The organism is Bacillus sp. jun7 (genome assembly GCF_051034795.1).
GTDB classification, from domain to species: domain Bacteria; phylum Bacillota; class Bacilli; order Bacillales; family Bacillaceae; genus Bacillus; species Bacillus velezensis.
In genome coordinates this window covers 1,116,559-1,141,304 of sequence record NZ_CP093219.1, presented here as the reverse complement: position 1 = coordinate 1,141,304, position 24,746 = coordinate 1,116,559, and the positions used below count along the sequence as shown (strand labels likewise).

Genomic DNA, 24,746 nt, shown 5'->3' with positions numbered 1-24,746 from the left:
GAAACAGACATATACGGAGGTGAACACAATGCAGAAAGAGGATATTCAAGTGCTTTATTTCGAAGATGACGGCCGCATTCCGAATAACCCGAATCTTCCGCTTGTTATTTATAAAGCGGTATTTAATGAAGAAACGGTACAGAAAGCAGAGTCCGTCCTCCGCCGGCACGATTGGTCTAACAGCTGGACGGGCGGAGTATTTCCGTATCATCATTTTCACAGCACCACGCACGAAGTTCTTGTCGCGGTAAAAGGAACCGCGGTTTTGAGGTTCGGCGGGGAACAAGGGGCGGACGCCGTTCTTCAAACGGGAGACGCAGCGGTCATTCCGGCCGGCACCGGACATAAAAAACTGTCGGGCAGTTCTGATTTTACCGTGATCGGAGCTTATCCGGGCGGCCGGCAGTACGATACAAAAACGGAGAAAAATGATAGAACTTCAGAAGAAATCAGCCGTGTCCCGCTCCCGGAATGTGACCCCTTTACGGGAAAATCGGGCCCGCTTTTAAAATTGTGGGAAAAATGACAGGGGAAAAGCGGACGGTCTGTAAAAAAATAGCCTAAAAGAAACGTTATTACACCCCCGCCATATAAATAATTTCATAAACGAAACAATTCACGTTCAAATTTTGTTCAAAAAGTGTTATTATATAAGAGTAAATCAAATTGGGGTTTTTTATGTTTGCTATTTTCAGAGAGGAAAAAGAAATTTTGACTTATTCAATTGTTTTTGTTGATATAAAAATAATACTGGATATGGCAAAGTGAAAAACTGGGTAGTAAACATTTATTTTTGTAAATGATTGTGCATGAATTCACAATCTTGCTTTTTCATGCTTTTCTGCATGAAGGGGGAAAGGCTACCCTTTCCAAAAAAATCAGCATACTGCTTATAGTAAAGGAGAATCGGATATGCCAGAAACAATCGATCAAACAAATGCATCTGTCAGCCAAGGCCAACGCGATCTTATTGATCAGCTGCTAAAACCTGAAGTTCAAGAATCACTGACTGTTTTAGTGGATCAGCTTCCAAAACTGACTGAGTTAGTAAATATTTTAACGAAGTCTTATGATTTTGCACAGTCTGTAGCGACAGACGAAGTATTGAAGAGCGATACAGTGGGTGCGCTTACAGAAATTCTTGAGCCGGTGAAAGAAACAGCGAAAGAAGTGGCGGCTACTGCGATCGAAGCAAAAGACCGCGCGGATGCAAGCAATGAAACGATCGGACTTTTCGGCCTGCTGCGCATGCTGAAAGATCCTCAAGCTCAAAAGCTGTTCCGTTTTGCTAACAGCTATCTTGAAATCATGAACGAAAAACAAAAATAATCTCAGATTCAAATTGATATAAAGGACGGAGGATATACGATGTCAAAACATATTGTCATTTTAGGCGCTGGTTACGGCGGAGTTCTTTCTGCTTTAACCGTTCGCAAACATTACAGTAAAGATGAAGCACGCGTAACCGTTGTGAACAAATACCCGACTCACCAAATCATTACGGAACTGCACCGCCTTGCAGCAGGCAACGTGTCTGAACAGGCTGTTGCTATGCCGCTTGAAAAACTTCTGAAAGGAAAAGACGTCGACATTAAAATCGCAGAAGTCAATTCTTTCTCAGTTGATAAGAAAGAAGTTGCCCTTTCTGACGGTTCTAAGCTGACTTATGACGCGCTTGTTGTCGGACTTGGTTCTGTTACGGCTTATTTCGGCATTCCTGGACTTGAAGAAAACAGCATGGTGCTGAAATCTGCTGCTGATGCCAACAAAGTATACAAACACGTGGAAGACCGTGTGCGTGAATACTCTAAAACGAAAAACGAAGCTGATGCAACGATCCTTATCGGCGGCGGCGGCTTAACAGGCGTCGAGCTTGTCGGTGAGCTTGCTGACATCATGCCGAACCTTACGAAAAAATACGGCGTAGATCCGAAAGAAATCAAACTGAAATTAGTAGAAGCAGGTCCGAAAATTCTTCCTGTTCTTCCTGATGACCTTATCGAACGCGCGACAAAAAGCCTTGAAAAACGCGGCGTTGAGTTCTTAACAGGTCTTCCTGTTACAAATGTTGAAGGAAACGTTATTGATCTGAAAGACGGTTCAAAAGTCGTTGCCAACACATTTGTATGGACAGGCGGCGTACAAGGCAACCCGTTAGTCGGCGAATCCGGCCTTGAAGTGAACCGCGGCCGTGCGACGGTTAACGATTTCTTACAATCTACTTCTCACGAAGATGTATTCGTTGTCGGAGACAGCGCTGTATACTTTGCGCCGGACGGCCGTCCGTACCCGCCGACAGCGCAAATCGCTTGGCAGATGGGTGAACTTGTCGGTTACAACCTGTTCGCTTACTTAGAAGGAAAAACGCTTGAAACATTCAAGCCTGTAAACTCTGGTACGCTTGCAAGCCTTGGACGTAAAGACGCAGTTGCCATCATCGGAGCGAACTCTACTCCGCTGAAAGGCCTTCCGGCATCTTTAATGAAAGAAGCAAGTAACGTACGTTATTTAACACATATCAAAGGATTATTCAGCCTCGCTTACTAATCCTTAAGATCACACAGAAGACATTGCCGGACTTTTCTCGGCAATGTCTTTTTTGCATGAAAATGTTAACGGATACAATTTTCTGAAAAATAAAATAAAAATGATTGATATGTGAGAAAGAGGAAGCTAAAATAAAAAAGAACCATTTTGTTAACGTTAACATTTTTTTAAGAGAGAGGATGAGAGTGTGAAAGCTTTTATGGGTGATGACTTTTTACTGGATAGTAAAACGGCCGTAAAGCTGTACCGGGAATACGCAGAAAACATGCCGATCATTGATTATCACTGTCACTTAAGCCCAAAGGAAATCTATGAAAATAAAACCTTCGCAACCATTACGGAGGCATGGCTTTACGGTGACCACTACAAGTGGCGGATCATGAGGGCCAACGGCATTGAAGAGCGCTGCATTACCGGAAACGCTTCAGATGAAGAGAAGTTTTTCGCCTGGGCAAAAACGGTGCCGATGGCGATAGGCAATCCGCTGTACAGCTGGACGCATTTAGAGCTGCAGCGCTGGTTCGGCATTTATGACGTATTGAATGAAAAAACGGCCGCGGCAATTTGGAAAAAAACGAATGAGCTCCTGCAGGGAGACGGGTTTGGCGCAAGGGATCTCATTCTGAAATCAAATGTCAAAGTCATTTGCACAACGGACGATCCTGCCGATGCGCTGACATACCATGAACTGTTAAAAGAAAGTGATTTTCCGGTTCAAGTGCTGCCCGGATTTCGGCCTGACAAAGGACTGGACATCAGCAGCCCGGGTTTTGCCGATTGGGTCCGGTCGCTGGAGAGCGCTTCCGGAATGGCTGTCACCACCTACCAATCGTATTTGGATGCATTGGAATCCCGCGTCCGCTTCTTTCACAGTGCCGGGGGAAGAGTGTCGGATCACGCATTAGATCAAATGGTTTATGCCGAGACGACCGAAGAGGAAGCTGCCCGGATTTTTGCCGCCGGATTAAGCGGAGAGCATGTGTCTTTTGAAGATGAAAAGAAATTCAAAACACGGACGCTGCAATATCTTTGCGGTCTTTACGCCGAACTGGACTGGGCGATGCAGTTCCATATTAACGCGTTAAGAAATACCAATACAAATAAGTTCAGCAGCCTCGGTCCTGATACGGGATATGACTCGATTAATGATGAACGTATCGCAAAACCGCTTGCCCGGCTGTTAGATTCCGCCGAAAAAAAGCGGCAATTGCCTAAAACGATTTTGTATTCTCTGAATCCGAATGACAACTATATTATCGCCAGCATGATCAACAGCTTTCAGGATGGGAAAACACCGGGGAAAATTCAATTCGGCACAGCCTGGTGGTTCAATGACACGAAAGATGGAATGCTTCAACAAATGAAAGCGTTATCAAACACAGGCCTGTTCAGCCGTTTTATCGGGATGCTGACAGATTCAAGAAGTTTCCTGTCCTATCCCCGCCATGAATACTTCAGGCGGCTTGTCTGCACGCTGATCGGCGGCTGGGCGGAACAAGGCGAAGCGCCCTGCGATATGGAGCTTTTAGGGAGGATTGTCGAGGGAATTTGTTACCGGAATGCTGAGGAATATTTCCGCTTTTAAAAAATGGAATGAAAGAGGTGGCCTATGAGTAATGTGCCTGTCGTGACAGCACCTGCCGCAAAAGTGAAGGAGCATAAGCTGAGTCTGAAAGAAAAAGTATCCTATGGTTTCGGAGATTTTGGGAACGGATTTATGTTTGATCTCGGGCAGATCTATTTGCTGAAGTTTTTCACAGATGTCGCAGGCATTCCGGCAGCGTTCGCCGGCAGTATTTTTTTGGTCAGCAAGCTGTTTGCGGCTTTGACTGATCCGATTGTCGGCTCGGCCATTGACTACAGAAAAAAGATCGGACCCCGGGGGAAATTCAGGCCGTACTTATTATTCGGAAGTATTATTCTTGCGGTCATGACCGTATTGATTTTTGTGTCACCGGACGTGAGTGTCACCTGGAAGCTTGTGTACGCCTATGCTTCTTACATGCTGTGGGGGGTCGCTTATTCTTTCGTCAATATTCCGTACGGCTCCCTCGGCGCAGCCATTACACAGGATGCGGAGGACAGAACGGCGCTTTCCGCATTCCGCCAGATCGGCTCTCTCGGCGCGCTGCTCATTACAAGTGTCATCGTCATCCCGATTCTCGTTCATTTTGATAACGTTCACATCGGCTACCCGGCAGTCATGGGAATGATGGCCGTAATCGGAATCGCGGGATTTATGATCTGCTACCGAAACTGCAAAGAAAGAATTATCGTCCGTGAAGCGCCGAAAGAAAAGCTGTCCGTCATGTCGGTTTTCAAATGCTTTATCGGCAACAAACCGCTTCTGACTGTCGTTTTCATGACGATTTTCTCAATATCGGCATATAACATTAAATCCGCTATGCTTGTTTACTTCGCCCAATACAATCTCAACAATGCGGAGCTGATGTCCTACATGAGTTTTATCATCATCGGTTCTTCATTTTTAGGTGTGTTGTTTATGCCGAAACTCGTCAAACGCTTCGGAAAAAAGCAAACAGTGATGATCGGTTTTGCCGTCAGCGCCGCGGCTGATGCGCTGAATTTCTGTCTCCCGTCAAATGTATATATCTTTACGGCGTTAGCGAGCATTGCTTTTATCGGGATCAGCATACCAAACGGCATTACGTGGGCGCTTGTGTCGGACATTATTGATTACGGAGAGTGGAAGACGGGTGAACGGAAGGAGGCGACGACATATTCGCTTTTTAACTTCTCCAGAAAACTCGCCCAATCTTTATCAGGTTTTCTTTCAGGCATCGGGCTGAGCGTTATCGGCTATATCCCGAATGCCTCTCAGACAAAAGGCACGTTAATCGGGATTAAAGGGCTTCTGCTGCTGTACCCGGCTTTCGCTTTAGCGTGCGCCATGCTGATTATCGGTTTAATGTATAAACTGACGGACCGGCAGCATGCCGAGCTCGTTCAGGACTTACATCATGCAAAACCTCAACTTTAGTGATTTTATGGACTGTCCGTTAATGGTACAATAGAAATAAATGCCAGCATACAGAAAGAAAGGAAAAACGATGGTAACCATAAAAGATATCGCAAAACTCGCCAACGTATCCCACACAACCGTATCCCGGGCACTTAACGGCAGTCCCCACATTAAAGAGCATACAAAACAGAAAATATTAGAGCTCGCTTCACAGCTGAATTACACACCGAATGTAAATGCAAAAAGCCTTGCCATGCAAAAGTCCCATACGATCGGACTGTTTTTTACAAGCATCACCAACGGAACCTCACACAGCTTTTTTTCCGATACCATCAAAGGTGTAAACCGCACAATCAGTGAGGAATACATTTTGTTCGTCCGCGCGATTGACGATCTGAAAAGCTTTGAAACCATTACGCCCATGAGATATGACGGAATCATTTTAATGAGCCAAAGCGACAGTGATAATTCATTTATTTATCATATCCGCGAGAAAAACATCCCGCTCGTCGTGCTGAACCGGGACATTGATGACCGGAGCATCACGAATATCCTGTCAAACGATAAAGAAGGCTCCAGACAGGCGGTCGACTGCCTGATCGCAAACGGACACAGAGATATCGCGATCATTGAGGGAAAGGAAGGATTCAGGTCAACTTCTCAGCGGAAAGAAGGCTATTTGACATCTTTAATTGATCATTCTATCCCGATTAAGCATGAATACAGTGTAAAAGGCCGCTATGATATGGAAAGCGGCAGTCAGGCGATGGAAAAACTCTTGGCGCTTCAATCACCGCCTACGGCTGTTTTTTGTTCAAACGATGATATGGCGATCGGGGCGATGAATACCATTTTCGCCAAAGGCCTGAACGTTCCGGAAGATATATCCGTTATCGGGTTTGATGACATCGGCATTTCCCAATACATGACGCCGAGGCTTTCGACAGTAAAACGCCCGGTTGAAAAAATCAGCATACTCGGCGCAGAGAAGATTTTGGCGCTTATCACCGACCCGGATACGGCGGCGGAAAAAATATACGAAAACACCGAGGTGATGATAAGAGACTCAATTAAAAAACTCACATAACAGCCCGTCTGAATATCCGGGTTTTCGTACGGGAAAATGTTAACGTGTGCATAAATGCAGAAGGAGGCGGACAGCTTGCGGCAGCTGAATAAAAAGATGTGCGGTGAATACATTCAATATCCTGAAAAAGTCCTTCAGTTCGGCGAAGGCAACTTTTTGCGGGCCTTCGCTGACTGGCAGATCGATCAATTGAATCAATTGACGGATTTTAACGGAAGCGTTGTCGCCGTACAGCCGAGAGGCTCTGAGAAAATCAAACGTTTAAACGAACAGGACGGTTTGTTTACGCTTTTTTTGCAGGGGATAAAGGATGGAAAACCGGCTGAAGAACACACGATCGTCAAATCCATCAGCCGCGGCATTGATCTTTTTTCTGACTATGATTCCTTTAAACGGCTGGCAGCACAAGAGGATATTCGATTTATCATTTCCAATACGACAGAAGCGGGAATTACGTTTGAGAAAGGCGACCGGCTTGAGGATAGACCTCAAAAAACATTCCCTGGGAAATTAGCGGCGTTCCTTTATTTCCGCTATAAGGCATTTGCGGGTGACGCCGAGAAAGGGTGCATTGTGCTTCCATGTGAACTGGTCGAAGAAAACGGACGGAAACTGAAGGCGGCCGTGCTTCAATATGCTGGGCTGTGGGAGCTGGAGCCTGAGTTTACTCAATGGATTCATGATGCGAACATCTTCTGCAATACCCTCGTGGATCGGATTGTTCCCGGATTTCCTGTTGATACCGCGGAAGAACTTACCGATTTTCTCGGATACGAAGACCGTCTGCTTGTGGTCGGTGAGCATTATTATTTGTGGGTGATAGAAGGGCCGGAACAGCTTCAGAATGAGCTTCCTTTTGCTGATGCCGGGCTGAACGCACTGATCACGTCTGACCTTACGCCTTACAGGACAAAAAAGGTGAGAATCTTAAACGGCGCTCATACGGCATTGGCGCCAGTGGCTTTATTATACGGACTGCAAACCGTCCGGGAAGCGGCTGAGCACGAGGTGACGGGCAGATTCATCGAAGAGCTGATCAATGAAGAAATCCTTCCCGTGCTGCAAATGGAGGGTGTCACCCAGTATGCGGCAGATGTGTTACACCGGTTTAAAAACCCTTATATCCAACATTATCTGCAAAGCATCACCCTTAACGCCGCCGCAAAATTCAAAACAAGAAACCTGCCGACGCTGAAGGCTTATATCGAACAGGAGGGCCGGCTTCCTGAGAGGCTGGTATTTTCATTCAGCGCCATGATCTATTCATACTGGAACGGGCTGAACAAACCGGCAGATGGCGAGGAGGTTCTGAACCGTTTTCAAATGGCGCGGTCCCGTTGCAAAGATAATATGTTTCAAGCGGCATTTTCTATATTAGGAGAAGAGCGATTGTGGGGAAAGAATCTGAACCATCTTCCGGGGCTGACTGAACGAACGGCTTTTTTTCTCTCTGTCATTCATAAGCGGGGGATGAAGCATGCGTTACATGAATGCTGCGGCAATAAGGGGGAAGTGAAATGAAAGAGGTCATAAAAATCCATAAAAACGATAACGTGCTTCTCGCTATGCGCCATTTTAACAAAGGGGAGCGGCTGCATACAGACGGACTGACGATTGAAGTGAAGGACCCTGTAAAGCGGGGGCATAAAATCGCGCTGCAAACCATTGAAGAAAACGGCAGCATCATTAAATACGGTTTTTCGATCGGGCGTGCGACAAGGCGGATTTCGGCCGGCGAGCATATTCATACCCATAATCTGCAAACGAATTTATCCGATGTGCAAGAATACACGTATTCACCGCGCTTCGAGGACAATCCTTTTACAAATGAGAACCGGACATTTCAAGGCTACAAAAGAGAAAACGGTACATCCGGCGTCCGGAATGAACTGTGGATCGTGCCTACAGTCGGCTGCGTAAACGGCGTCGCTGAGAAAATCCTGCAGCGCTTCGTAAAAGAGGCGAAAGACATTGCCCCCTTTGACAATGTGCTGGTTTTAAAGCACCAATACGGCTGCTCCCAGCTTGGCGATGATCATGAGAATACGAAACAAATGCTGATTAACGCCATTCGTCATCCAAACGCGGGCGGTGTGCTGGTTTTAGGGCTGGGCTGTGAAAATAATGAGCTGGCGGCAATTAAGGAAACGCTTTCTGAAGTGAACGGAGATCGGTTGAAATTTCTCGAATCACAGGCTGTCACAGATGAAATTGAAGCGGGGACAGCGCTTCTTAAAGAGATACACCTTGCGGCAAAGGGAGATAAACGTGAGGAGATTCCGCTGTCAGAATTGAGCATCGGATTGAAATGCGGCGGGTCGGACGGTTTTTCCGGCATCACCGCAAACCCTTTATTAGGGAGATTTTCAGATTACTTGATTGCACAGGGAGGGAGCACGGTCTTAACGGAGGTGCCTGAGATGTTCGGCGCTGAGACGATTCTCATGCAGCGTGCGGCGAGCGAAGAAGTGTTTCATAAAACAGTCCGATTGATCAATGATTTCAAGCAATATTTTATGAAGCACGAGCAGCCGATTTATGAAAACCCGTCACCAGGGAATAAGGAAGGCGGCATTTCAACTCTCGAAGACAAGTCGCTCGGCTGCACCCAAAAAGCCGGTCTTGCACCGGTTTCTGATGTGCTGACATACGGTGAAACACTGAAAACAAAGGGATTGACACTGCTCAGTGCGCCCGGCAATGATTTAATCGCTTCTTCAGCGCTCGCCGCGGCTGGCTGTCACATCGTGTTGTTTACAACCGGAAGAGGCACGCCGTTCGGCACATTTGTCCCGACTGTGAAAGTATCAACAAATACCGATTTATTTCAATCAAAGCCTCATTGGATTGATTACAACGCGGGGAGATTGGCGGAAGACGAAACAACAGAAGATCACATTGTAAGAGATTTTATTCAATACATTATTAACGTTGCAAGCGGACAATTCGTCAATAACGAAAAAAACGATTTTCGGGAGCTTGCAATCTTTAAGTCCGGTGTGACGTTATAAGGGAAAAGGCGATCTGACAACAGACCGCCTTTTTTAGATTAATTTTATCCCGCTGATTAAAATAATCGCCGCCATCACAAACTGCAGCGGGCGCGGTGAGAATTTCGGCGAAAAGAAGCTGCCGAGAAGCACACCCGGCACAGAGCCGATCAACAGATTCAATACAAGCAGGTAATCGACGCTTCCGAAGCTTGCGTTTAACAGACCGGCAACAGTTACGAGCAGAAAGGCATGTGCGATATCCGTTCCCACCACTTCTGCCGTTTTCATTCTGAACAGGTATAACATGGCGATCGCAAATAATGAGCCGGACCCAATAGATGTCAGGCCGACGATGAAGCCGAAAATGACGCCGATCAGTATCATGAGTGTCCGCTTTTCTTCAAGTGTTTTTTGCTGCCAGCGGTTCGGCCGCAGTTTTTTATCGAAAAAAAGGCGGGCGATAATGGAAATAGCGACAAGGGTCAGCACGTAGCCGAGCGCCTGTTTGATAATCTGCTCCTGATGCTGGTGAAAAGCGGGAAACAAGTGAAGAATACCGATGGCGGCTGTTGCGCTGGGAATGCTCCCGAGCGCCAAGTAGCCGACAAGTTTAAATTGAACGGTGCGCTGCTTCCAATGAGAAACGACACCGAACAGTTTGGTGATGGAATTATATAAAAGGTCAGTGCCGACGGCGATTGAGGGGTTGATCCCCAAAACGATCAGTAAAGGAGTCAAAAGCGCCGCTCCTCCCACACCCGTCAATCCGACCAGCGTTCCGACAAAGAAACCCATAAACACAATGCTTACAGTCATCTGTGTGCCTCCTGAATAATCCTACTATTTTTATCAGATTATATATGATTAAGAGGCGGTAATCAATTAAATTTTCGGAAAATTTTATACAGAACAAAAAAATCCGCCTGCCTGCTGTTATTTCGCAGATCGGCGGATGATGGCCGGATTATGATTTTTGCTGATAAAACGGAAGTTCCGTGTGGCCCATTTCTCTGACATACACGAAAAGATTGCCTTTATGATGAATTTCATGCTCCATGGCAAGCTGAAGGAGAGCCGCGCCGGTTATTTTTCTGCCGAAAGAGGCAGTCAGGTCAATTTCGCGGTTCAACTGCTCTTCAGTCAGCTGTGACAGGATGTTTATCGTTTTTTCAGTACATGCTTCAGCCAGTTTGACGAGGTCTGTTTCCGCTTCTTCTTTCGGTTTGTTCTGGATAGCTGATCCGTTTCCGTCGTTAATGACGTTTGCAAACATAAGAAAAGAATAAACGATGTGTTTTACAAGTTCCTGAGCGGACATTGATGTCTCTGCCGGCTTGTAGTCGTAATGCTCGCGGCTGATTTTTTCCGCCAGCTCAATCGTCACGTTTCGATGTGACAGAAAGTGGCTGACCAATTGATTTTGTGCTGTCATGTGAAAACCCCCATTTAATACAGAATAAAAGCTGCAAGGATATGCTATATCAACGGCACGGAAGAAACAAGCAATAAGCTTGTGATGGAGATAAATCGTTGCGGATATCCGAAATTCGACAATTGCGGTCTTTTTGCGTTCTTCTTTTTCTAGCAATTATGATAAAATATGACATATCTCGGTCATTCCAAAAGGGGGGATTTATTGAGGATGAAGCAGACTATTCCGTCCTCTTTTGTCGGGCTCAAAATTAATGAATGGTATACCCATATCCGGCAGTTTCACGTCCTTGAGGCGGAGCGCGTCAAACGTGAAGTAGAGAGAGAGATTGAGGATATGGAAGAAGATCAGGATCTGCTGCTGTATTATTCATTAATGGAATTCAGACACCGCGTCATGCTGGATTACATCAAGCCCTTAAAGGAGGACCCTTCTCAGCCTGAGTTTTCAGAATTATTGGAAGACATTGAAGGCAACCAGTATAAACTGACAGGACTGCTTGATTACTACTTTAATTTTTTTCGAGGAATGTACGAATTTAAACAGAAAATGTTCCTAAACGCCATGATGTATTACAAACGGGCTGAAAAAAACCTTGCACTCGTTTCTGATGACATCGAGAAAGCTGAGTTTGCTTTTAAAATGGCCGAGATTTTTTACAACCTGAAACAAACCTACGTCTCCATGAGTTATGCCGTTCAAGCCCTTGAAACGTACCAATCGTATGAGACGTACAACGTCCGCAGAATCCAATGTGAATTCGTTATTGCAGGGAATTATGATGACATGCAGTATCCAGAAAGAGCATTGCCCCACTTAGAACTTGCTTTAGATCTTGCAAAACAAGAAGGCAATCCCCGTCTTATCAGTTCAGCCTTATATAATCTCGGAAACTGTTACGAAAAAATGGGAGACCTCTCTAAAGCAGCCGAATATTTTGAGACATCCGTTTCCATTTGCAGGTCAGAAAAGTTCGATAATCTTCCGCATTCTATTTACTCATTAACACAGGTTCTTTATAAACAGAACACTACAGCCGAAGCAGAGAAGCAATATCGCCTCGGGCTCAGTATCGCCCGCGAATACAATGATGAATTGTTTGTCAATCTGTTCCAATTTTTGCATGCGTTATACGGCAAGGAAATGGATAACGCATCCGTCAGGCACACGTTTGATTTTCTGGAAGAACACATGCTGTATCCGTATGTGGAAGAATTGGCGCATGACGCTGCCAAATTTTACATGAAACACGGACAGCCTGAAAAAGCGCTCACGTTTTATGAAAAAATGGTGCACGCCCAAAAACAAATCCAGAGAGGAGATTGTCTATATGAAATCTAAACTATTGTCAGGATTGCTGCTTGTTGCTGTCGGGTTCAGCTTTACACAGGTGATCGGCCATGAAAGCCATTTGGAAAACCAAGCGGACGGCACATTCCATATTGCCGCGCGCAACCAAACATAACATAAAGACCCTTCTTTGGAAGGGCCTTATTTTTTGCATGCGTATCCATTCCATTTTTATCCGAATGCAGGGTCTATATACTCAGTTATCTGTCCTACGAATGCCACCTATTGATGAAAAAGGCATAAGGAGAGATGAAGAGTGGGGATTGAAGTGAAAAAACGGCTCGTATCGGCTGATAAATATGCGTTAAAATGTCCGAATCCGATGACGCCGGAGTATATTACCATTCATAACACGGCAAACGACGCATCCGCCGCTAATGAAATCAGCTATATGACGGGAAACAGCGAATCAACGAGCTATCATTTTGCGGTTGATGACAAAGAAGTGATCCAGGGAATTCCGTTGGACCGGAATGCCTGGCATTCGGGAGACGGCACGAACGGTACCGGAAACCGAAAGTCGATTGCTATAGAAATCTGTTACAGCAAGTCAGGCGGCGAACGGTACAGAGCCGCAGAAGAACTGGCGATTGCGTTTGCGGCGCAGCTTTTGAAAGAACGGGGCTGGGGGATTGACAGAATCAGAAAGCATCAGGACTGGAACGGAAAGTACTGCCCGCACCGCATTTTGTCTGAAGGCCGCTGGGATGAAGTGAAGGCGAAGATTGAAAAGAAATTAAGCGGAAGTATGCCGGCGAAAAAAGCCTCTATTTCTTCTTCTGCGTCTGAATACCATGTGAAAAAAGGCGACACCTTATCGGAAATCGCCGCATCGCACGGTGTCAGCGTAAAATCGCTGCAAAGCATCAACCATATCACCGATCCGAATCACATTACAGTCGGACAAGTGATCAAGCTCGCTCAGACGGGTTCTTCTTCAAAAAGTCAGGCTGTGTCTTCCTATCCGCTTCCATCCGGTGTGATCAAAGTGACGAAACCGCTGACGAAAGGGACAAACGTAAAACAAGTGCAAAACGCTTTATCCGCTCTTTATTTTTATCCCGATAAAGGAGCAAAAAATCATGGGGCGGACGGCGTTTACGGCCCGAAAACGGCAAATGCCGTAAAACGTTTTCAATCCGTCAGCGGATTAACGGCAGACGGAATTTACGGCCCGAAAACGAAGGCGAAAATTGAAGAAAAACTGTAATCAATAAAACGGAAGCTCCCCGGGCTTCCGTTTACATACAAACTGCGGCAAGGGCCTTTTGAATATCATAAATGCTTTCATCTTTTTTAAACTGCTTTGAGACAGCGGGAAGTTCCGCGCCTGAAATCCAAATTTTCAGCTCTGAATCAAGGTCGAAGCGGCCGGCGGTTTCTACGCTGAATCTGGAAATGCTCTTGTACGGAATGGATTGAATCTCCGTTTTCTTCCCCGTGAGTCCCTGTTTATCAACAAGAATAAGACGCTTATCCGTAAAGACAATGATATCTCGGACAAGCTTAAATGCGGCGTTGACATTCTCGCCTTCCAGCAAAATACGGGCCAGTTCTGCTTTTGCTTCAGCCGTCGATATTGTCGACGCATTGCCCAGCAATCCGTTGATGAACCCCATAATATCTCCCCCTGATACGTATTCTATCAAATCATACTATAAAAAGGTTTCCATTCCCAGATGAGTAGAGTAAACTGGTGCTGACTGGAAAAGGAGAGCATGTTACACATGAAAGACAGATATGACAATTTCGCAGCCCTTTCCGCTGCTGAATCGGAATACAGAATTATTTATGAAGAAAAAGAGGGAAGTAAATGTATCGTCCTCGCACCCCACGGCGGCAGGATTGAGCCGGGTGTCAGTGAGCTGGTGCAGGCATTTTCTGACTCAAGCTCAATTTATATATTTGAAGGGATGAAGCGGTGCGATAACCGTTCTCTCCACTTGACAAGCACACGCTTTGACGAGCCTCTGGCTTTAGAAAAAGTGACCGCCCATCATTACGCATTGGCTTTTCACGGGTATCATGATCTGAAAAAGGCAAATACACTCGTCGGGGGCGCGGATCTGGAAAAAGCAAGACTGATTTGTGATCTGCTGCGTGAAGCGGGATTTGATGCCGAGCTGACAGAGAAGAATGATCGGCTGGCAGGTGTAAATCCCGGCAACATTGTCAATCGGACAAAAAGGAAAATGGGGCTGCAATTGGAAGTGAGCACGGCGCAGAGACACGCGCTGTTCAGCAATTTTGGCTGCCGGGGAGAAAAATATACGCCAACCGATCTGTTTTTTCGGTATGTAGAAACCGTGAAGGCCGGTTTTTATGATAAATGAACAGGGGCCCGTTCTTACATTCACTGGAGCTAGGCGGCGCATGAAGTGCTTGGCGGGCAGCACGGTGATTACAGCGTCATGATGCAAAAACCTTTTCTCCGATGTCAAAATGATGACATTCTGCCGGCTGTGTTCTAAGCCGGCGGAGAATCGCTAATTTTCAATAAAATACGGCGTTTTTTCTTCAGCGGCATGCAAGTGTGTCTGTCCGCTTCCATAATACACATTCGGCCGCTTGTCGGATAACAGACAAGCGAGCCGCTTCTGAAATTGAATACCTGCTTTACGCCGTTCAAACAGCTCGAGCCTTTTTTCCGCAAATGATGCCGTCACCCGGAAAGCGGCTGCGATTAAAATAACGGCGTGGCTCCTCCGCTGGGGAAGCTCCATGTTTAACAGCATAAAGGTCGGTACACAGAAGTGGTACATAAAATGGTTGGCCTGAAATTCCTGCAGTTCCCTGAACAGCTTGTTCATATGAAAATGGTTCCCGGTATGCTTCAGCACATGGCACAGTTCGTGCGCAAAATCCTGCCATTGCTCTTCGGGTGACTTTTTTTGATTCAGGACGATGCTGTACATACCGTCCCGCTTCAGCATCATACTGTGCGTATCTTCAAAATGAATCCAAATGTCAAGCTCCTTGGCAATCATCTGCATATCAATATGGAGAGGGGCGGTCATTCCCATGCGGCAATATAAGTTTTTGACGTATTCCTCAAGATGTGTTAAAAAATCGCCCAATTGAATACACCCTTTCGAACATATGTTCTTTTTTAAGCGAGAAAGAAAAGCCCTGATCGGACTTTGAATCAATTCCCTTTTCTTTTAAAAATAAACATTCAGCTTTTATATCGGCTGAACGTTAAGCAGTTTAAAGGAAAAGAGCGGATTATTTATGTTTCGGCCTGCGGTTTTTCTCTTTTTCTTTTAAATAATTAATGAATTCAATGGCCTGCTGCTTGCTTTCCGGGGAAAAGTCCTGCATGTCCCGATATGCGATCTGCAGGTCGGGATCGGCAAACATGTCTTCATCTGAAGGTTCTTTTCCGGTTAACAAATAATCAGTCGACACTTTGAAATAATCCGCAAGCTTTTGCAGCGTGTCGTAATCGGGTTCAGATCGGCCGTTTTCATAATGAGAATATCTGGCGCGCGAGACACCGATATGATTTGCGACTTCTTCCTGCGTTTTCTTACCTCTGAGACTCTTTAATCTTCCGCCTATCATCCGAAATGACCTCTCTTTTTTCAACACCCTAAGTTACTTATGATTATAGATACAAAATGTATCAAAAGAAAGGGATGATAAAAAAAGTATCAAAAAGGTCTTGATGATACGAAATGTATCGTATATAATCAACATCATAAGGATACAAAATGTATCAAAATACGATAAGAAATTGATCAGGAGGGTGAGAAATGCAGCCGATAATCATCCGTTTCAGCAGCAATCCGGCTGACCAGAGATGTTTAGGAAAAGCAGGCGGTTCGATATCTTTTACCGCTTGCGGACTACCGGTATTCCGATTTGATAACCGATTGCAGTATGAACGCTATATAGGTCTGAAGAAAAATGGAGATGTCCCTTATGAATCGTAAAAGCTACCCGTTTTTCATCTATTCCGGATTATTGAATTCAGAACATTATGACAAAATAGGGTCCGCCATTTGGCTGTTTTTATGGTTCATCAGCTCAACGACAAAGGAACATGTAAAAGACGGCGTAAAGTGGGGGATCGTCCTCGGACATAAGCCCGTAAAAACAAGAGAAATGGCCGATGTATTCGCGGTCAGTGAAAAAACCGTCAGGCGGTGGCTTGAGAGTTTGGAACAGCATGAGTATATCAAAACCGTCCGCGCCCCTTACGGACTCATCGTCTCCGTAAAGCACTCGAAAAGATTCACGCCGAAAAAGACATTGACCCGCCCGGAAGCAACTGACCGGACAATATCGGCGGATCATCGGGACAAAAATGTCCGGAGAGAAATAGATATAACAAAAAATCATACTGCTGAAGAAGCGATTAACGACATTGCCGCCCATTTTATCAGATTAAGGTCTGCACAGGAGGGGCGGAGCGTATACCCGTCGCCCCGGGATTATCAGGCCATCGCCCGTATTGTTTCCCTCGGTGCATCAGCACAAGAAGCAATCAAATGGCTCGGCGAATGCTTTACCGCTTTTGAACAGCGGCGCACCTCTTCAGCTGAAACGATCAAGGCTTTCAGCTATTGCGCCAAGTTTATGGAAGACCGCTTGAATGCACGAATTGCGGGAAGGACAATCACAACAAAAAAAGAGAGGAATACGATACATGACAAAACGAACGATCGAGCAGATACTGGCCGACCTGAAAAACGGAAAACGTCCATTACTGGCGGACAGACCGGAAGAATCAGACAAAAGCCGCTTTGACTGCCCGCTCTGTAAAGATCAGGGCGGTTATCTAAAAAACCAGCTGGGAATGGATGTGTGGGTCAAGTGCCGCTGCGCCGCCGAACGGAAAGTAGAACGCATTCTCGGCGCAAGTGAGATTACAGATGCCTTTCGGAAGCTGGATTTCAAAGGATTTATCACGCGGGGCAAGCCTCAGGCAGTCGTCGACGCATATGAGTGCGCCCTTGAATATGTTGAGAACTTCGACAAGATGAAAAACTGCCGGAAAAACAGCATTGCCCTTTTAGGGCGTCCGGGATCGGGAAAAACCCATCTTTTGACCGCTCTCAGCAATTATGTCATGAGACAGAAGCAGACACCGGTGCTGTATTTTCCTTTTGTGGAGGGCTTTACGGATTTAAAAAATGATTTTGATCTGCTTGATGCAAAGCTTGGCCGTATGAAACAGGCGGATGTGCTTTTTATTGACGATCTGTTCAAACCGCTGAACGGAAAACCCCGGGCGACCGATTGGCAGATTGAACAAATGTACGCCGTCGTGAATTACCGCTATTTAAATCATAAGCCGGTTCTTATCTCGAGCGAGCTGGCCTGTGACGGATTGGTGCAGGTTGATGAAGCCTTGGGCACAAGAATTTATGAGATGTGCAGCGATTATTTAGTCATCATTAATGGCAATTCATTTGACGTAAACCACAGATTAGAGGGGGCGAGATAATGTGTAAGCTGTGCGGGCCGAAGAAGGTCATTGTGACGGAAACGGGTCTCGGCGCTGTCTTTCACCCTTGCCCGAACTGCAAAACAGGCACTGATTTAACGCCGGTCATTAAACGTCTTGAACGAATGGTTCAAGACGCAAAAGCGAGGCTTGATGCACGTGTGTAAATATATCAAATGGCTTTTTTGCCTGCTGTTCAGGGCAAAACGGATAGAAAAGCAAATTGAAGCATGGCATGAGGCTGATGGAAAGTGAGGATCACCATTGCAAGAAAAAAACAGCCCCGCTCCATGGCGGGCCGTACACAGCGGAGAAGAAAAACCCATTTACATTTATTCCGCTTACAGCGAAGCGGATAAAGAGAAGTTCCCTTATTCAAACGGAAGGCTCATCGCGGCCGTTTTCAACTTAAGTTCATACTCACAGCAGATCAACGCGGCATTGATGGCGAAAGCCCCGGAACTCTTTGAGGCGGCCGAAACGGCTCTCCGCCTGCTCCGGGGAGAAAGTTCTGAAGAAAAAGAAGCGTTCATAAATAAGCTCGGAAGCCTCATACATGAAGTGAACATTTTGAAAAAGACGGAGGACGTAAAACATGAATCCTAAAAAACTGACTGACATTGAACATACAACATTAAAAAGCCAGCTGGAAGAAGGCAAGGTTCGGGTGATTATAGTAGACGGACTGAAGAAGGAAGCATGGCTCGCCGAAGCGCCGGAGCACGGCAAAACGCTTGTCGAAACGCGAAAAGGGGATCTGGCCCGGGTCGAATATGAAATCGGCTTTAAATTGAATTAATCGAAAAAAACAGAATACGTCCAAGACGGAAAGCCTGCGGACACTGATCAATCGCGCACATGCTGCGCATTGGTTGGTGTCCTTTTTTTGTTCCGAAAAAGAGGAGGATCTACATGGAAGACTTACTATTTGAATATAAACGCACGCTGAAAGAGACGAAAAAGTGGTACAAGCAGCTGGAGGCAGCCGATGAAACGGTGCTTACTTCAGAAGAACTGAAAGATAAAAAAATCATCAGAACGATTATTACAGATTTGGAGTATGTCATCGAATGGCTTGAAAAAGGCCGGCAGCCCGGCATAAGAAGAGCGATAGACCGCAGAGACGCTTATCAGAGAATGCTCATTAAAGATCCGAGAATCATAGAAACCTATTCGCAGGCGCTGATGTTTGAACCGTCCGCAAATGTGACTGAAGAAGACAGAATCAGACTGCGGGACGCATTAGCCGTTTTAACGGATAGAGAAAAAGAAATGCTGCTGCTCCACAAAGCGGAATGCTTTTCGTATGAACGGATCGCCGCCTTGCTGAATGTAAAGAAATCAACCGTACAAACGACGGTCAAACGGGCGCTTCTAAAAATTCAAAAACAGCAGGAACAAAGAAATCAATCGCCTGCTTCATAAGTTGTCATACGTTTGCCACCTAGAAGTGAATAGTAGATCACAAAAAGCGGCCCGATTAGAAGCCGCTTTTTATTATAGACAATCATGTCGGAGGTGGCGGTGATGCCGTAGCATGAAAAACGCAAAAAGAGAACAGGCATTTACAATCTATCAGTCTCATAAAGGCCGCATCACAAATCGCGCCCTTGCCGGCAAATCAGGCGTATCCGCAAGAACGATCGGCAGATGGAAAAAAGAAGGGCGCTGGGACGAGGCGCTTAATAAGAACGCGGAAAGCGGCGGAAAAAACACCCCGGGCGAAGGTGATGAGTTAAACGAACGCCAGCGGCTGTTTTGTCTTTATTATGTGAAAAGCTTTAACGCCACCCAATCTGCGATAAAAGCCGGGTATTCACCGGAAAGCGCGCATGTGACGGGAAGCAGGCTGTTAAAAAACGAAAAAGTCGCTAAAGAAATCAGCCGCATGAAAAAGGAAATGGTCAATAAAGTGTTTGTCGAAGCGATGGACGTTCTTCAAGTCTATGTGAAAATCGCTTTCGCTGACATTACCGATTATGTAACCTTCGGAAAAAAAGAGGTTCAGGCCTTCGGAAAATCAGGGCCGCTCTTTGACGAAAATGATAATCCGATTATGCAGGAGATCAGCTACGTTGACGTTAAAGATTCGCACCTTCTGGACGGAACCATCGTCACGGAAGCAAAACTCGGGAAAGAAGGCATTGCAATAAAGCTTGCCGACAAGATGAAGGCTCTTGAAAAGCTGTCCTTGTACTTTGACCTTTTCCCCGATCAATTTAAACAAAAAATCGAAAATGAAAAATTAAAGCTGGCTCAGCAGAAGATGGAAAAAACAGAAGACAGCCAAAAGCCGATTGACATTGTCATTACGCGGAAAGAGGAACGGTCATGATTGAAAAAGCGGTCAACCCGCGCTTTGAAGATTATTTGTTCAATTGGAATGAAACGTACCAATTTCTCGTTGGAGGCTACGGCTCGTCAAAAAGCTATCATACCGCGCTGAAAATCATCCTGAAGCTGCTTCGTGAAAAGCGGACGGCCCTTGTCGTGCGGGAAGTATTCGATACGCACAGGGATTCTACTTTTGCCTTGTTTGAAGACATTATCGGGGAGCTTGAGCTGGGACATGCCGTAAAGGCCGTTTCTTCGCCGATGCAGCTGAGATTTTCAAACGGAAGCCGGATTATGTTTAAAGGGATGGACAACCCGGCCAAATTGAAATCCATTCATCATATTTCACTGATTTGGATTGAAGAATGCTCTGAAGTGAAGTATGAAGGCTTTAAGGAGCTGATCGGCCGTCTGCGTCATCCCGAGCTTTCGCTGCATATGATATGCACCACAAATCCCGTCGGCACCTCCAATTGGACGTATCGGCATTTTTTTCGTGATGAGCAAAAAAAACGGTTCGTATTGGATGATCAGACGCTGTATGAAAAAGGCACCGTCGTTAAGGGAGATACGTATTACCACCATTCCACAGCGTGCGATAATCTGTTTTTGCCGAAAAGCTATATTAAGCAGCTGGACAGCTTACGGCATTACGATCCCGATTTATACCGGATCGCCCGCAAAGGACAGTTCGGCGTCAACGGCATCCGCGTGTTTCCGCAGTTTCAGGTCATGGAGCACAACGAAGTAACGGAGCGGATTGCTTCCATCAGGCGCCCCCTGTTTCGGACGGGCATGGATTTCGGTTTTGAAGAGTCATACAATGCGGTCATCCGGCTTGCCGTCGATCCGGATCAAAAAGAGCTTTATATTTTCTGGGAGTATTACAAAAACAAAATGACCGATGATCAGACAGCTGAGGAGCTTCAAGAATTGGCGGATCAAAAAGAGCTGATCAAAGCGGATTCGGCTGAGCCGAAAAGCATCCAATATTTCCGCAGGCAGGGATTTTGCATGGTTGCGGCCAAAAAGTTTCCGGGCTCAAGACTTCAGTATACAAAAAAGCTGAAACGGTTCAGACACATCTATTGCTCAGACAGCTGTGAAAATACGATCCGCGAATTGCAGAACTTAACGTACGCAAAAAACAAAAACGGTGCTCTGCCGGAAGATGAGTTTTCAATTGATCCCCACACACTTTCAGCCATTTGGTATGCGCTGGATGACTATGACGCGGCGGATCTGAAAGATGCATCACAAAAACGGAGACGTCCGAATCGGGAAAGGAGGAGATAGGCGTTGCCTAACTATCAAAACGTTAGAGCCACCGTCTTTAAATCAAAAATGGCCGCGCCGCAGGCAAGGCAGATGAACGAAGATCAATTTGCCGATCTGTACGGCGAAGACATCATTTCACCGCCCTATAATCTCATTGAACTGAAAACAATCGCCGAATACTCGACGATTCTTCAGCAGTGCATTGACGCGTATCGGGTCAATATTACGGGTTTTGGGTTCGATGTGGAATATACATTTGATGTAAATAGCCCAGATTGCTCCCCGTCAAAAAAGGCCCGGGCCGAAAAAAACTGGATGAAGCTGGAGAGCTTTTACAAATGTCTTCATTTTGATGAATCGGCCGAGACGGTCCTCGGATATGCGATAGAAGACCGCGAAAAAACGGGCAACGGTTTCCTCGAAGTGCTTCGGGACGGCGCGGGAAAACCGGCGGGGATTGAATATCTGGATGTAAAACATATGCGCGTCTGCGGTGTGACTGATCCCGTTGAAGTTACATTTTCATATGAAGAAAACGGCGCATCCAAAACGATTAAAAGGCAAAAACGGTTCCGTAAATATGTTCAGATGCTGAACGGACGGAAAGTGTTTTTTAAGGAATACGGCGATCCCCGCATGATGGACATGAGAACCGGCGAATACGTAAAGACCCTGTCTGAAGAATACCGGGCAAATGAAGCCATTCACTTAAAAATCGGCAGCGGTACTTACGGCATTCCGCGCTGGGTCGGCAATATCGTCAATCTGTACGGCGCCCGGAAAGCGGAAGAACTGAATTTTATGTATTTCAAGCAGGGCCGTCACGTGCCGGCCGCCATTACGGTTGAAAACGGCATGCTGTCAGAAACCTCGTACAAAGAGCTTCAGGATTATATGAATGACCTGGAAGGGGTGGAAAACGCCCACAAATTTCTGCTGATTGAGGCGGAAGGCATTGCGAAGGAAAAAGACCTTCACGGAGGCGAAGACATTACGCCCGTGTCTGTGGAAATTAAATCACTTGCGGAAATTCTGCAGGATGATGCGCTGTTTCTTGAATATGACGACAAAAGCAGAAATAAACTCCGTTCCGCTTTCCGTCTCCCGCCGCTTTATACGGGAGAGGCGCAGGAATACAACAAAGCCACAGCCGATACGGCACGGAAAATAACGGAGGAGCAGGTGTTTCAGCCGGAGCGGAAAACGCTGATTAATAAGCTCAACACGTTATTTTTGCCTGAACTGGGTCTCCACGATGTACAGCTCACATTAAAAGGGCCTGATTTTCGCGATCCGCTTGAAATTGCGAAGGTGCTTACGCCATTTATTTCCGCCGGCGCGGTCTCTCCTAATGACCTCCGTGATCTGGCGGGAAGAGTGCTCGGCAAGACGCTTGAGGAATGGCCTGAAGAGTACTACAGCAGGCCGGTGCTGAAAGGGAAAAAGGAGCAATCCTGAAAGGGGGTGAAAACATCTCGTGCCGAGAGAATTGAGAAATGCCGTCATCAGTTTTGTGAGCTATGTCGATAAGGCGGCGAACCAAACGGAATTCTTTTTTACAAAATCAGCCGGAGGCCTTCCGTCATTTGAAAAAAAGGTGCAGGTGTTTACAAAAAACGAATCGGATGAGCAGAAGCTTGTTTACGGCATCGTTTACGAGCCGGATGTCCCCGATGCACATGGCGATTATATGACGGCTGAAGAGATTGAAAAGGCCGCTCACGGTTTTTTGGCGGACGCCCGCAACATCGATACAAATCATAACTTTGAAGGCGGGACCGGCGAGGTGGTGGAGTCGTACGTCGCCCCGGATGACTTTGAAATCGGGAATGCTGTGATCCGGAAAGGATCTTGGGTGCTTGTCACCAAAGCTTCCGATGAAGTATGGGATCAGATTAAAGCCGGTATCATTACGGGCTACAGCATGGCGGGAACCGCTGACGTTTACGAAGAGCCGGCAGAAAAGCAAGCCGGCTTATTCGGCGCGGTCAAGCAATTTCTCGACCGTGACCGCAAATCAAGAAACCGCAAGGGAGAGGACTTGAACAAGATGAGAAAAGAAGACGTAAGAGAATCGATTGAACACGCGCTGCACCCGCTTTTAAAGCGGCTTGACAGTTTGGACCAAAACACGGAAGACAAAGACGGGGCGGCTGCGCCGTCTGATGAAGAAAAGCTGAAAACGCTTGTTGAGGACATGCTGGCGCCGATTATTAAACGCATTGAAGCGCTTGAAAAAGTAAGAGGCGCATCAAAGCAGCCGGAAGAAGAGACGGGCGGGCAAGAGCCTGTTAAAAAATCCATTTGGAGCGGACTGCTTTAAGCCCAGTCAGAAGGAGGAACTGTAGAGTGAGAAATCAAGATATCATCAGAAAGGCGGAAATGTCACTTTCCGCTTTAAAAAGCGGCGGTTTAATGAACCCCGCACAAGCTTCAGCATTTATCCGCATGGTGCAGAACACGCCGACCATTTTCAGCGAATCGCGTGTGATTCAAATGGAAAATGACTCGCAGAAATTTGAAAAAATCGGTTTCGGCCAGCGTATTCTGCGTGCCGCTGAGGAAGGAAAAGCTTTAACTGACGATCAGCTGACCGTCCCGGCAACAAGTACGGTGCAGCTGAATACGAAAGAAGTCATTGCGGAAATTAATATCACCTATGACACGCTTGAAAACAATATTGAAAAAGACGGCCTGCAGCAGACGATCATGCAGATTTTGGCGGAGCGGGCGGCAGTCGATATTGAGGAGCTAGTCGTAAACGGCGATACATCTTCTTCTGATCCGTACTTGGCACAGCTTGACGGAATCCGTAAGCAGACTGTATCTCACGTCATTGACGGAAACGGGGAAGAGCTGTCCAGAGCCACATTTAAAAAAGGCTTAAAAGCCATTCCGGCAAAATATTTGCGACTGCCTCAGGAATTCAGATTTTACACATCTCAAGGCATGGAGATTGAATGGAAAGACCGTGTGGCTGACCGTCAGACCAATCTGGGAGATCTTGCGGTGCAGGGCGGTTTGTCTTCAGCATTCGGCGTTCCGGTCAAAGGAGTGTCCAATCTGCAGCCGTACTCAGTCGGAGAAGGTGATTCCCAGTACGATGCGTCTGACATCATTCTGACTCACCCGAAAAATATCATTCTCGGTTTTTCACGGAATATCCGAATCGAAGTAGATAAAGATATTCGCAGCCGCAAATTTATTATCGTACTGACGGCTAAACTTGACAGCAAATTTGAAGAAGAAGATGCAAGCGCCAAAATCGTAAACGTTAAAGAATAAGACGG

The 24,746-nt window shown here is 46.2% G+C and carries 29 protein-coding genes; 24 read left to right on the top strand and 5 right to left on the bottom strand.

The annotated features are described in order from the left end of the window. The first annotated feature begins 28 nt into the window (after window positions 1–28). From MJQ52_RS04970 to MJQ52_RS04935, 8 genes are all read left to right on the top strand, one after another. Window positions 29–526, top strand: a complete 498-nt coding sequence (locus MJQ52_RS04970) for a cupin domain-containing protein (protein ID WP_077722090.1) — start codon at window positions 29–31, stop codon at window positions 524–526. Window positions 527–912: 386 nt separating this feature from the next. Then, entirely contained in the window at window positions 913–1,329 is a 417-nt protein-coding gene (locus MJQ52_RS04965; protein ID WP_003154908.1) for a DUF1641 domain-containing protein, read from the top strand. 39 nt (window positions 1,330–1,368) lie between these two features. Further along, window positions 1,369–2,547, top strand: coding sequence for an NAD(P)/FAD-dependent oxidoreductase (locus MJQ52_RS04960; protein WP_003154907.1), 1,179 nt, complete (start codon window positions 1,369–1,371; stop codon window positions 2,545–2,547). Between the two features lie 187 nt (window positions 2,548–2,734). After that, window positions 2,735–4,132 carry a glucuronate isomerase gene (gene uxaC / locus MJQ52_RS04955; protein ID WP_094247032.1) on the top strand — a complete coding sequence of 466 codons (1,398 nt, stop codon included), beginning with the start codon at window positions 2,735–2,737 and terminating at the stop codon, window positions 4,130–4,132. Between the two features lie 24 nt (window positions 4,133–4,156). Then, window positions 4,157–5,548 carry an MFS transporter gene (locus MJQ52_RS04950; protein WP_049589350.1) on the top strand — a complete coding sequence of 464 codons (1,392 nt, stop codon included), beginning with the start codon at window positions 4,157–4,159 and terminating at the stop codon, window positions 5,546–5,548. Window positions 5,549–5,618: 70 nt separating this feature from the next. Continuing rightward, window positions 5,619–6,617: a LacI family DNA-binding transcriptional regulator gene (locus MJQ52_RS04945; protein ID WP_094247031.1), complete on the top strand. Its 999-nt coding sequence runs from the start codon at window positions 5,619–5,621 to the stop codon at window positions 6,615–6,617. 75 nt (window positions 6,618–6,692) lie between these two features. Next, a complete protein-coding gene (locus MJQ52_RS04940; RefSeq protein ID WP_094247030.1) occupies window positions 6,693–8,138 on the top strand; it encodes a tagaturonate reductase in 1,446 nt (481 codons plus the stop codon). After that, on the top strand, window positions 8,135–9,628 hold the full coding sequence (locus MJQ52_RS04935; protein ID WP_094247029.1) for a UxaA family hydrolase: 1,494 nt from the start codon (window positions 8,135–8,137) through the stop codon (window positions 9,626–9,628). Before MJQ52_RS04940 ends, MJQ52_RS04935 begins: the two co-directional genes overlap by 4 nt. A gap of 33 nt (window positions 9,629–9,661) precedes the next feature. Here the strand turns inward: MJQ52_RS04935 and MJQ52_RS04930 are convergent, their stop codons facing one another. Continuing rightward, window positions 9,662–10,426, bottom strand: a complete 765-nt coding sequence (locus tag MJQ52_RS04930) for a sulfite exporter TauE/SafE family protein (RefSeq protein WP_015388360.1) — start codon at window positions 10,424–10,426, stop codon at window positions 9,662–9,664. Window positions 10,427–10,574: 148 nt separating this feature from the next. Continuing rightward, window positions 10,575–11,042 carry a DinB family protein gene (locus MJQ52_RS04925; RefSeq protein ID WP_025851837.1) on the bottom strand — a complete coding sequence of 156 codons (468 nt, stop codon included), beginning with the start codon at window positions 11,040–11,042 and terminating at the stop codon, window positions 10,575–10,577. A 204-nt stretch (window positions 11,043–11,246) separates the two neighbouring features. On the opposite strand from MJQ52_RS04925, the gene MJQ52_RS04920 reads away from it, so the two are divergent. From MJQ52_RS04920 to MJQ52_RS04910, 3 genes are all read left to right on the top strand, one after another. Next, the gene (locus MJQ52_RS04920; RefSeq protein ID WP_087920760.1) at window positions 11,247–12,383 is read left to right on the top strand and encodes a Rap family tetratricopeptide repeat protein; all 1,137 of its coding nucleotides are present in this window, start codon (window positions 11,247–11,249) and stop codon (window positions 12,381–12,383) included. Then, the gene (locus MJQ52_RS04915) at window positions 12,373–12,507 is read left to right on the top strand and encodes a PhrA family phosphatase inhibitor (protein ID WP_003154881.1); all 135 of its coding nucleotides are present in this window, start codon (window positions 12,373–12,375) and stop codon (window positions 12,505–12,507) included. The genes MJQ52_RS04920 and MJQ52_RS04915 overlap by 11 nt, the downstream gene beginning before the upstream one ends. 141 nt (window positions 12,508–12,648) lie before the next feature. After that, the gene (locus tag MJQ52_RS04910; RefSeq protein WP_003154880.1) at window positions 12,649–13,602 is read left to right on the top strand and encodes an N-acetylmuramoyl-L-alanine amidase; all 954 of its coding nucleotides are present in this window, start codon (window positions 12,649–12,651) and stop codon (window positions 13,600–13,602) included. A gap of 31 nt (window positions 13,603–13,633) precedes the next feature. On the opposite strand, the gene MJQ52_RS04905 is transcribed toward MJQ52_RS04910, so the two are convergent. Beyond that, complete coding sequence (locus MJQ52_RS04905) at window positions 13,634–14,011, bottom strand: PH domain-containing protein (protein ID WP_007610770.1); 378 nt, start codon at window positions 14,009–14,011, stop codon at window positions 13,634–13,636. A 108-nt stretch (window positions 14,012–14,119) separates the two neighbouring features. On the opposite strand from MJQ52_RS04905, the gene MJQ52_RS04900 reads away from it, so the two are divergent. Next, the gene (locus MJQ52_RS04900) at window positions 14,120–14,725 is read left to right on the top strand and encodes a poly-gamma-glutamate hydrolase family protein (protein WP_094247028.1); all 606 of its coding nucleotides are present in this window, start codon (window positions 14,120–14,122) and stop codon (window positions 14,723–14,725) included. A gap of 153 nt (window positions 14,726–14,878) precedes the next feature. On the opposite strand, the gene MJQ52_RS04895 is transcribed toward MJQ52_RS04900, so the two are convergent. Beyond that, entirely contained in the window at window positions 14,879–15,469 is a 591-nt protein-coding gene (locus MJQ52_RS04895; protein WP_003154873.1) for an ImmA/IrrE family metallo-endopeptidase, read from the bottom strand. Window positions 15,470–15,617: 148 nt separating this feature from the next. Further along, window positions 15,618–15,956: an HTH-type transcriptional regulator Xre gene (gene xre / locus MJQ52_RS04890; protein WP_003154871.1), complete on the bottom strand. Its 339-nt coding sequence runs from the start codon at window positions 15,954–15,956 to the stop codon at window positions 15,618–15,620. Between the two features lie 191 nt (window positions 15,957–16,147). Here xre and MJQ52_RS04885 point away from each other — a divergent pair, with 191 nt between their 5' ends. The 12 genes from MJQ52_RS04885 to MJQ52_RS04830 all read left to right on the top strand — a co-directional run bounded on the left by MJQ52_RS04885 (window position 16,148) and on the right by MJQ52_RS04830 (window position 24,741). Beyond that, window positions 16,148–16,327 carry a hypothetical protein gene (locus MJQ52_RS04885; protein WP_033574556.1) on the top strand — a complete coding sequence of 60 codons (180 nt, stop codon included), beginning with the start codon at window positions 16,148–16,150 and terminating at the stop codon, window positions 16,325–16,327. Continuing rightward, a complete protein-coding gene (locus MJQ52_RS04880; protein WP_094247027.1) occupies window positions 16,317–17,144 on the top strand; it encodes a FaeA/PapI family transcriptional regulator in 828 nt (275 codons plus the stop codon). The genes MJQ52_RS04885 and MJQ52_RS04880 overlap by 11 nt, the downstream gene beginning before the upstream one ends. Continuing rightward, on the top strand, window positions 17,044–17,844 hold the full coding sequence (locus MJQ52_RS04875; RefSeq protein ID WP_032861409.1) for an ATP-binding protein: 801 nt from the start codon (window positions 17,044–17,046) through the stop codon (window positions 17,842–17,844). Before MJQ52_RS04880 ends, MJQ52_RS04875 begins: the two co-directional genes overlap by 101 nt. Next, entirely contained in the window at window positions 17,844–18,011 is a 168-nt protein-coding gene (locus tag MJQ52_RS04870) for a hypothetical protein (protein WP_094247026.1), read from the top strand. Before MJQ52_RS04875 ends, MJQ52_RS04870 begins: the two co-directional genes overlap by 1 nt. A 97-nt stretch (window positions 18,012–18,108) precedes the next feature. Continuing rightward, window positions 18,109–18,450 carry a hypothetical protein gene (locus MJQ52_RS04865; RefSeq protein WP_025851823.1) on the top strand — a complete coding sequence of 114 codons (342 nt, stop codon included), beginning with the start codon at window positions 18,109–18,111 and terminating at the stop codon, window positions 18,448–18,450. Further along, window positions 18,440–18,643 (top strand): XtrA/YqaO family protein, encoded by a 204-nt coding sequence (locus MJQ52_RS04860; RefSeq protein ID WP_003154859.1) that lies wholly within the window; start codon window positions 18,440–18,442, stop codon window positions 18,641–18,643. Before MJQ52_RS04865 ends, MJQ52_RS04860 begins: the two co-directional genes overlap by 11 nt. 113 nt (window positions 18,644–18,756) lie before the next feature. Beyond that, window positions 18,757–19,269 carry a sigma-70 family RNA polymerase sigma factor gene (locus MJQ52_RS04855; protein WP_017417605.1) on the top strand — a complete coding sequence of 171 codons (513 nt, stop codon included), beginning with the start codon at window positions 18,757–18,759 and terminating at the stop codon, window positions 19,267–19,269. 112 nt (window positions 19,270–19,381) lie between these two features. Next, entirely contained in the window at window positions 19,382–20,179 is a 798-nt protein-coding gene (locus MJQ52_RS04850; protein WP_025851819.1) for a terminase small subunit, read from the top strand. Beyond that, on the top strand, window positions 20,176–21,474 hold the full coding sequence (locus MJQ52_RS04845) for a PBSX family phage terminase large subunit (protein ID WP_025851817.1): 1,299 nt from the start codon (window positions 20,176–20,178) through the stop codon (window positions 21,472–21,474). The genes MJQ52_RS04850 and MJQ52_RS04845 overlap by 4 nt, the downstream gene beginning before the upstream one ends. Window positions 21,475–21,522: 48 nt before the next feature. Next, window positions 21,523–22,914, top strand: coding sequence for a phage portal protein (locus MJQ52_RS04840; protein WP_088005490.1), 1,392 nt, complete (start codon window positions 21,523–21,525; stop codon window positions 22,912–22,914). Between the two features lie 19 nt (window positions 22,915–22,933). Beyond that, entirely contained in the window at window positions 22,934–23,779 is an 846-nt protein-coding gene (locus tag MJQ52_RS04835; protein ID WP_015417286.1) for an XkdF-like putative serine protease domain-containing protein, read from the top strand. Between the two features lie 26 nt (window positions 23,780–23,805). Beyond that, on the top strand, window positions 23,806–24,741 hold the full coding sequence (locus MJQ52_RS04830) for a phage major capsid protein (protein WP_007407274.1): 936 nt from the start codon (window positions 23,806–23,808) through the stop codon (window positions 24,739–24,741). The last annotated feature ends 5 nt before the right edge of the window (window positions 24,742–24,746 follow it).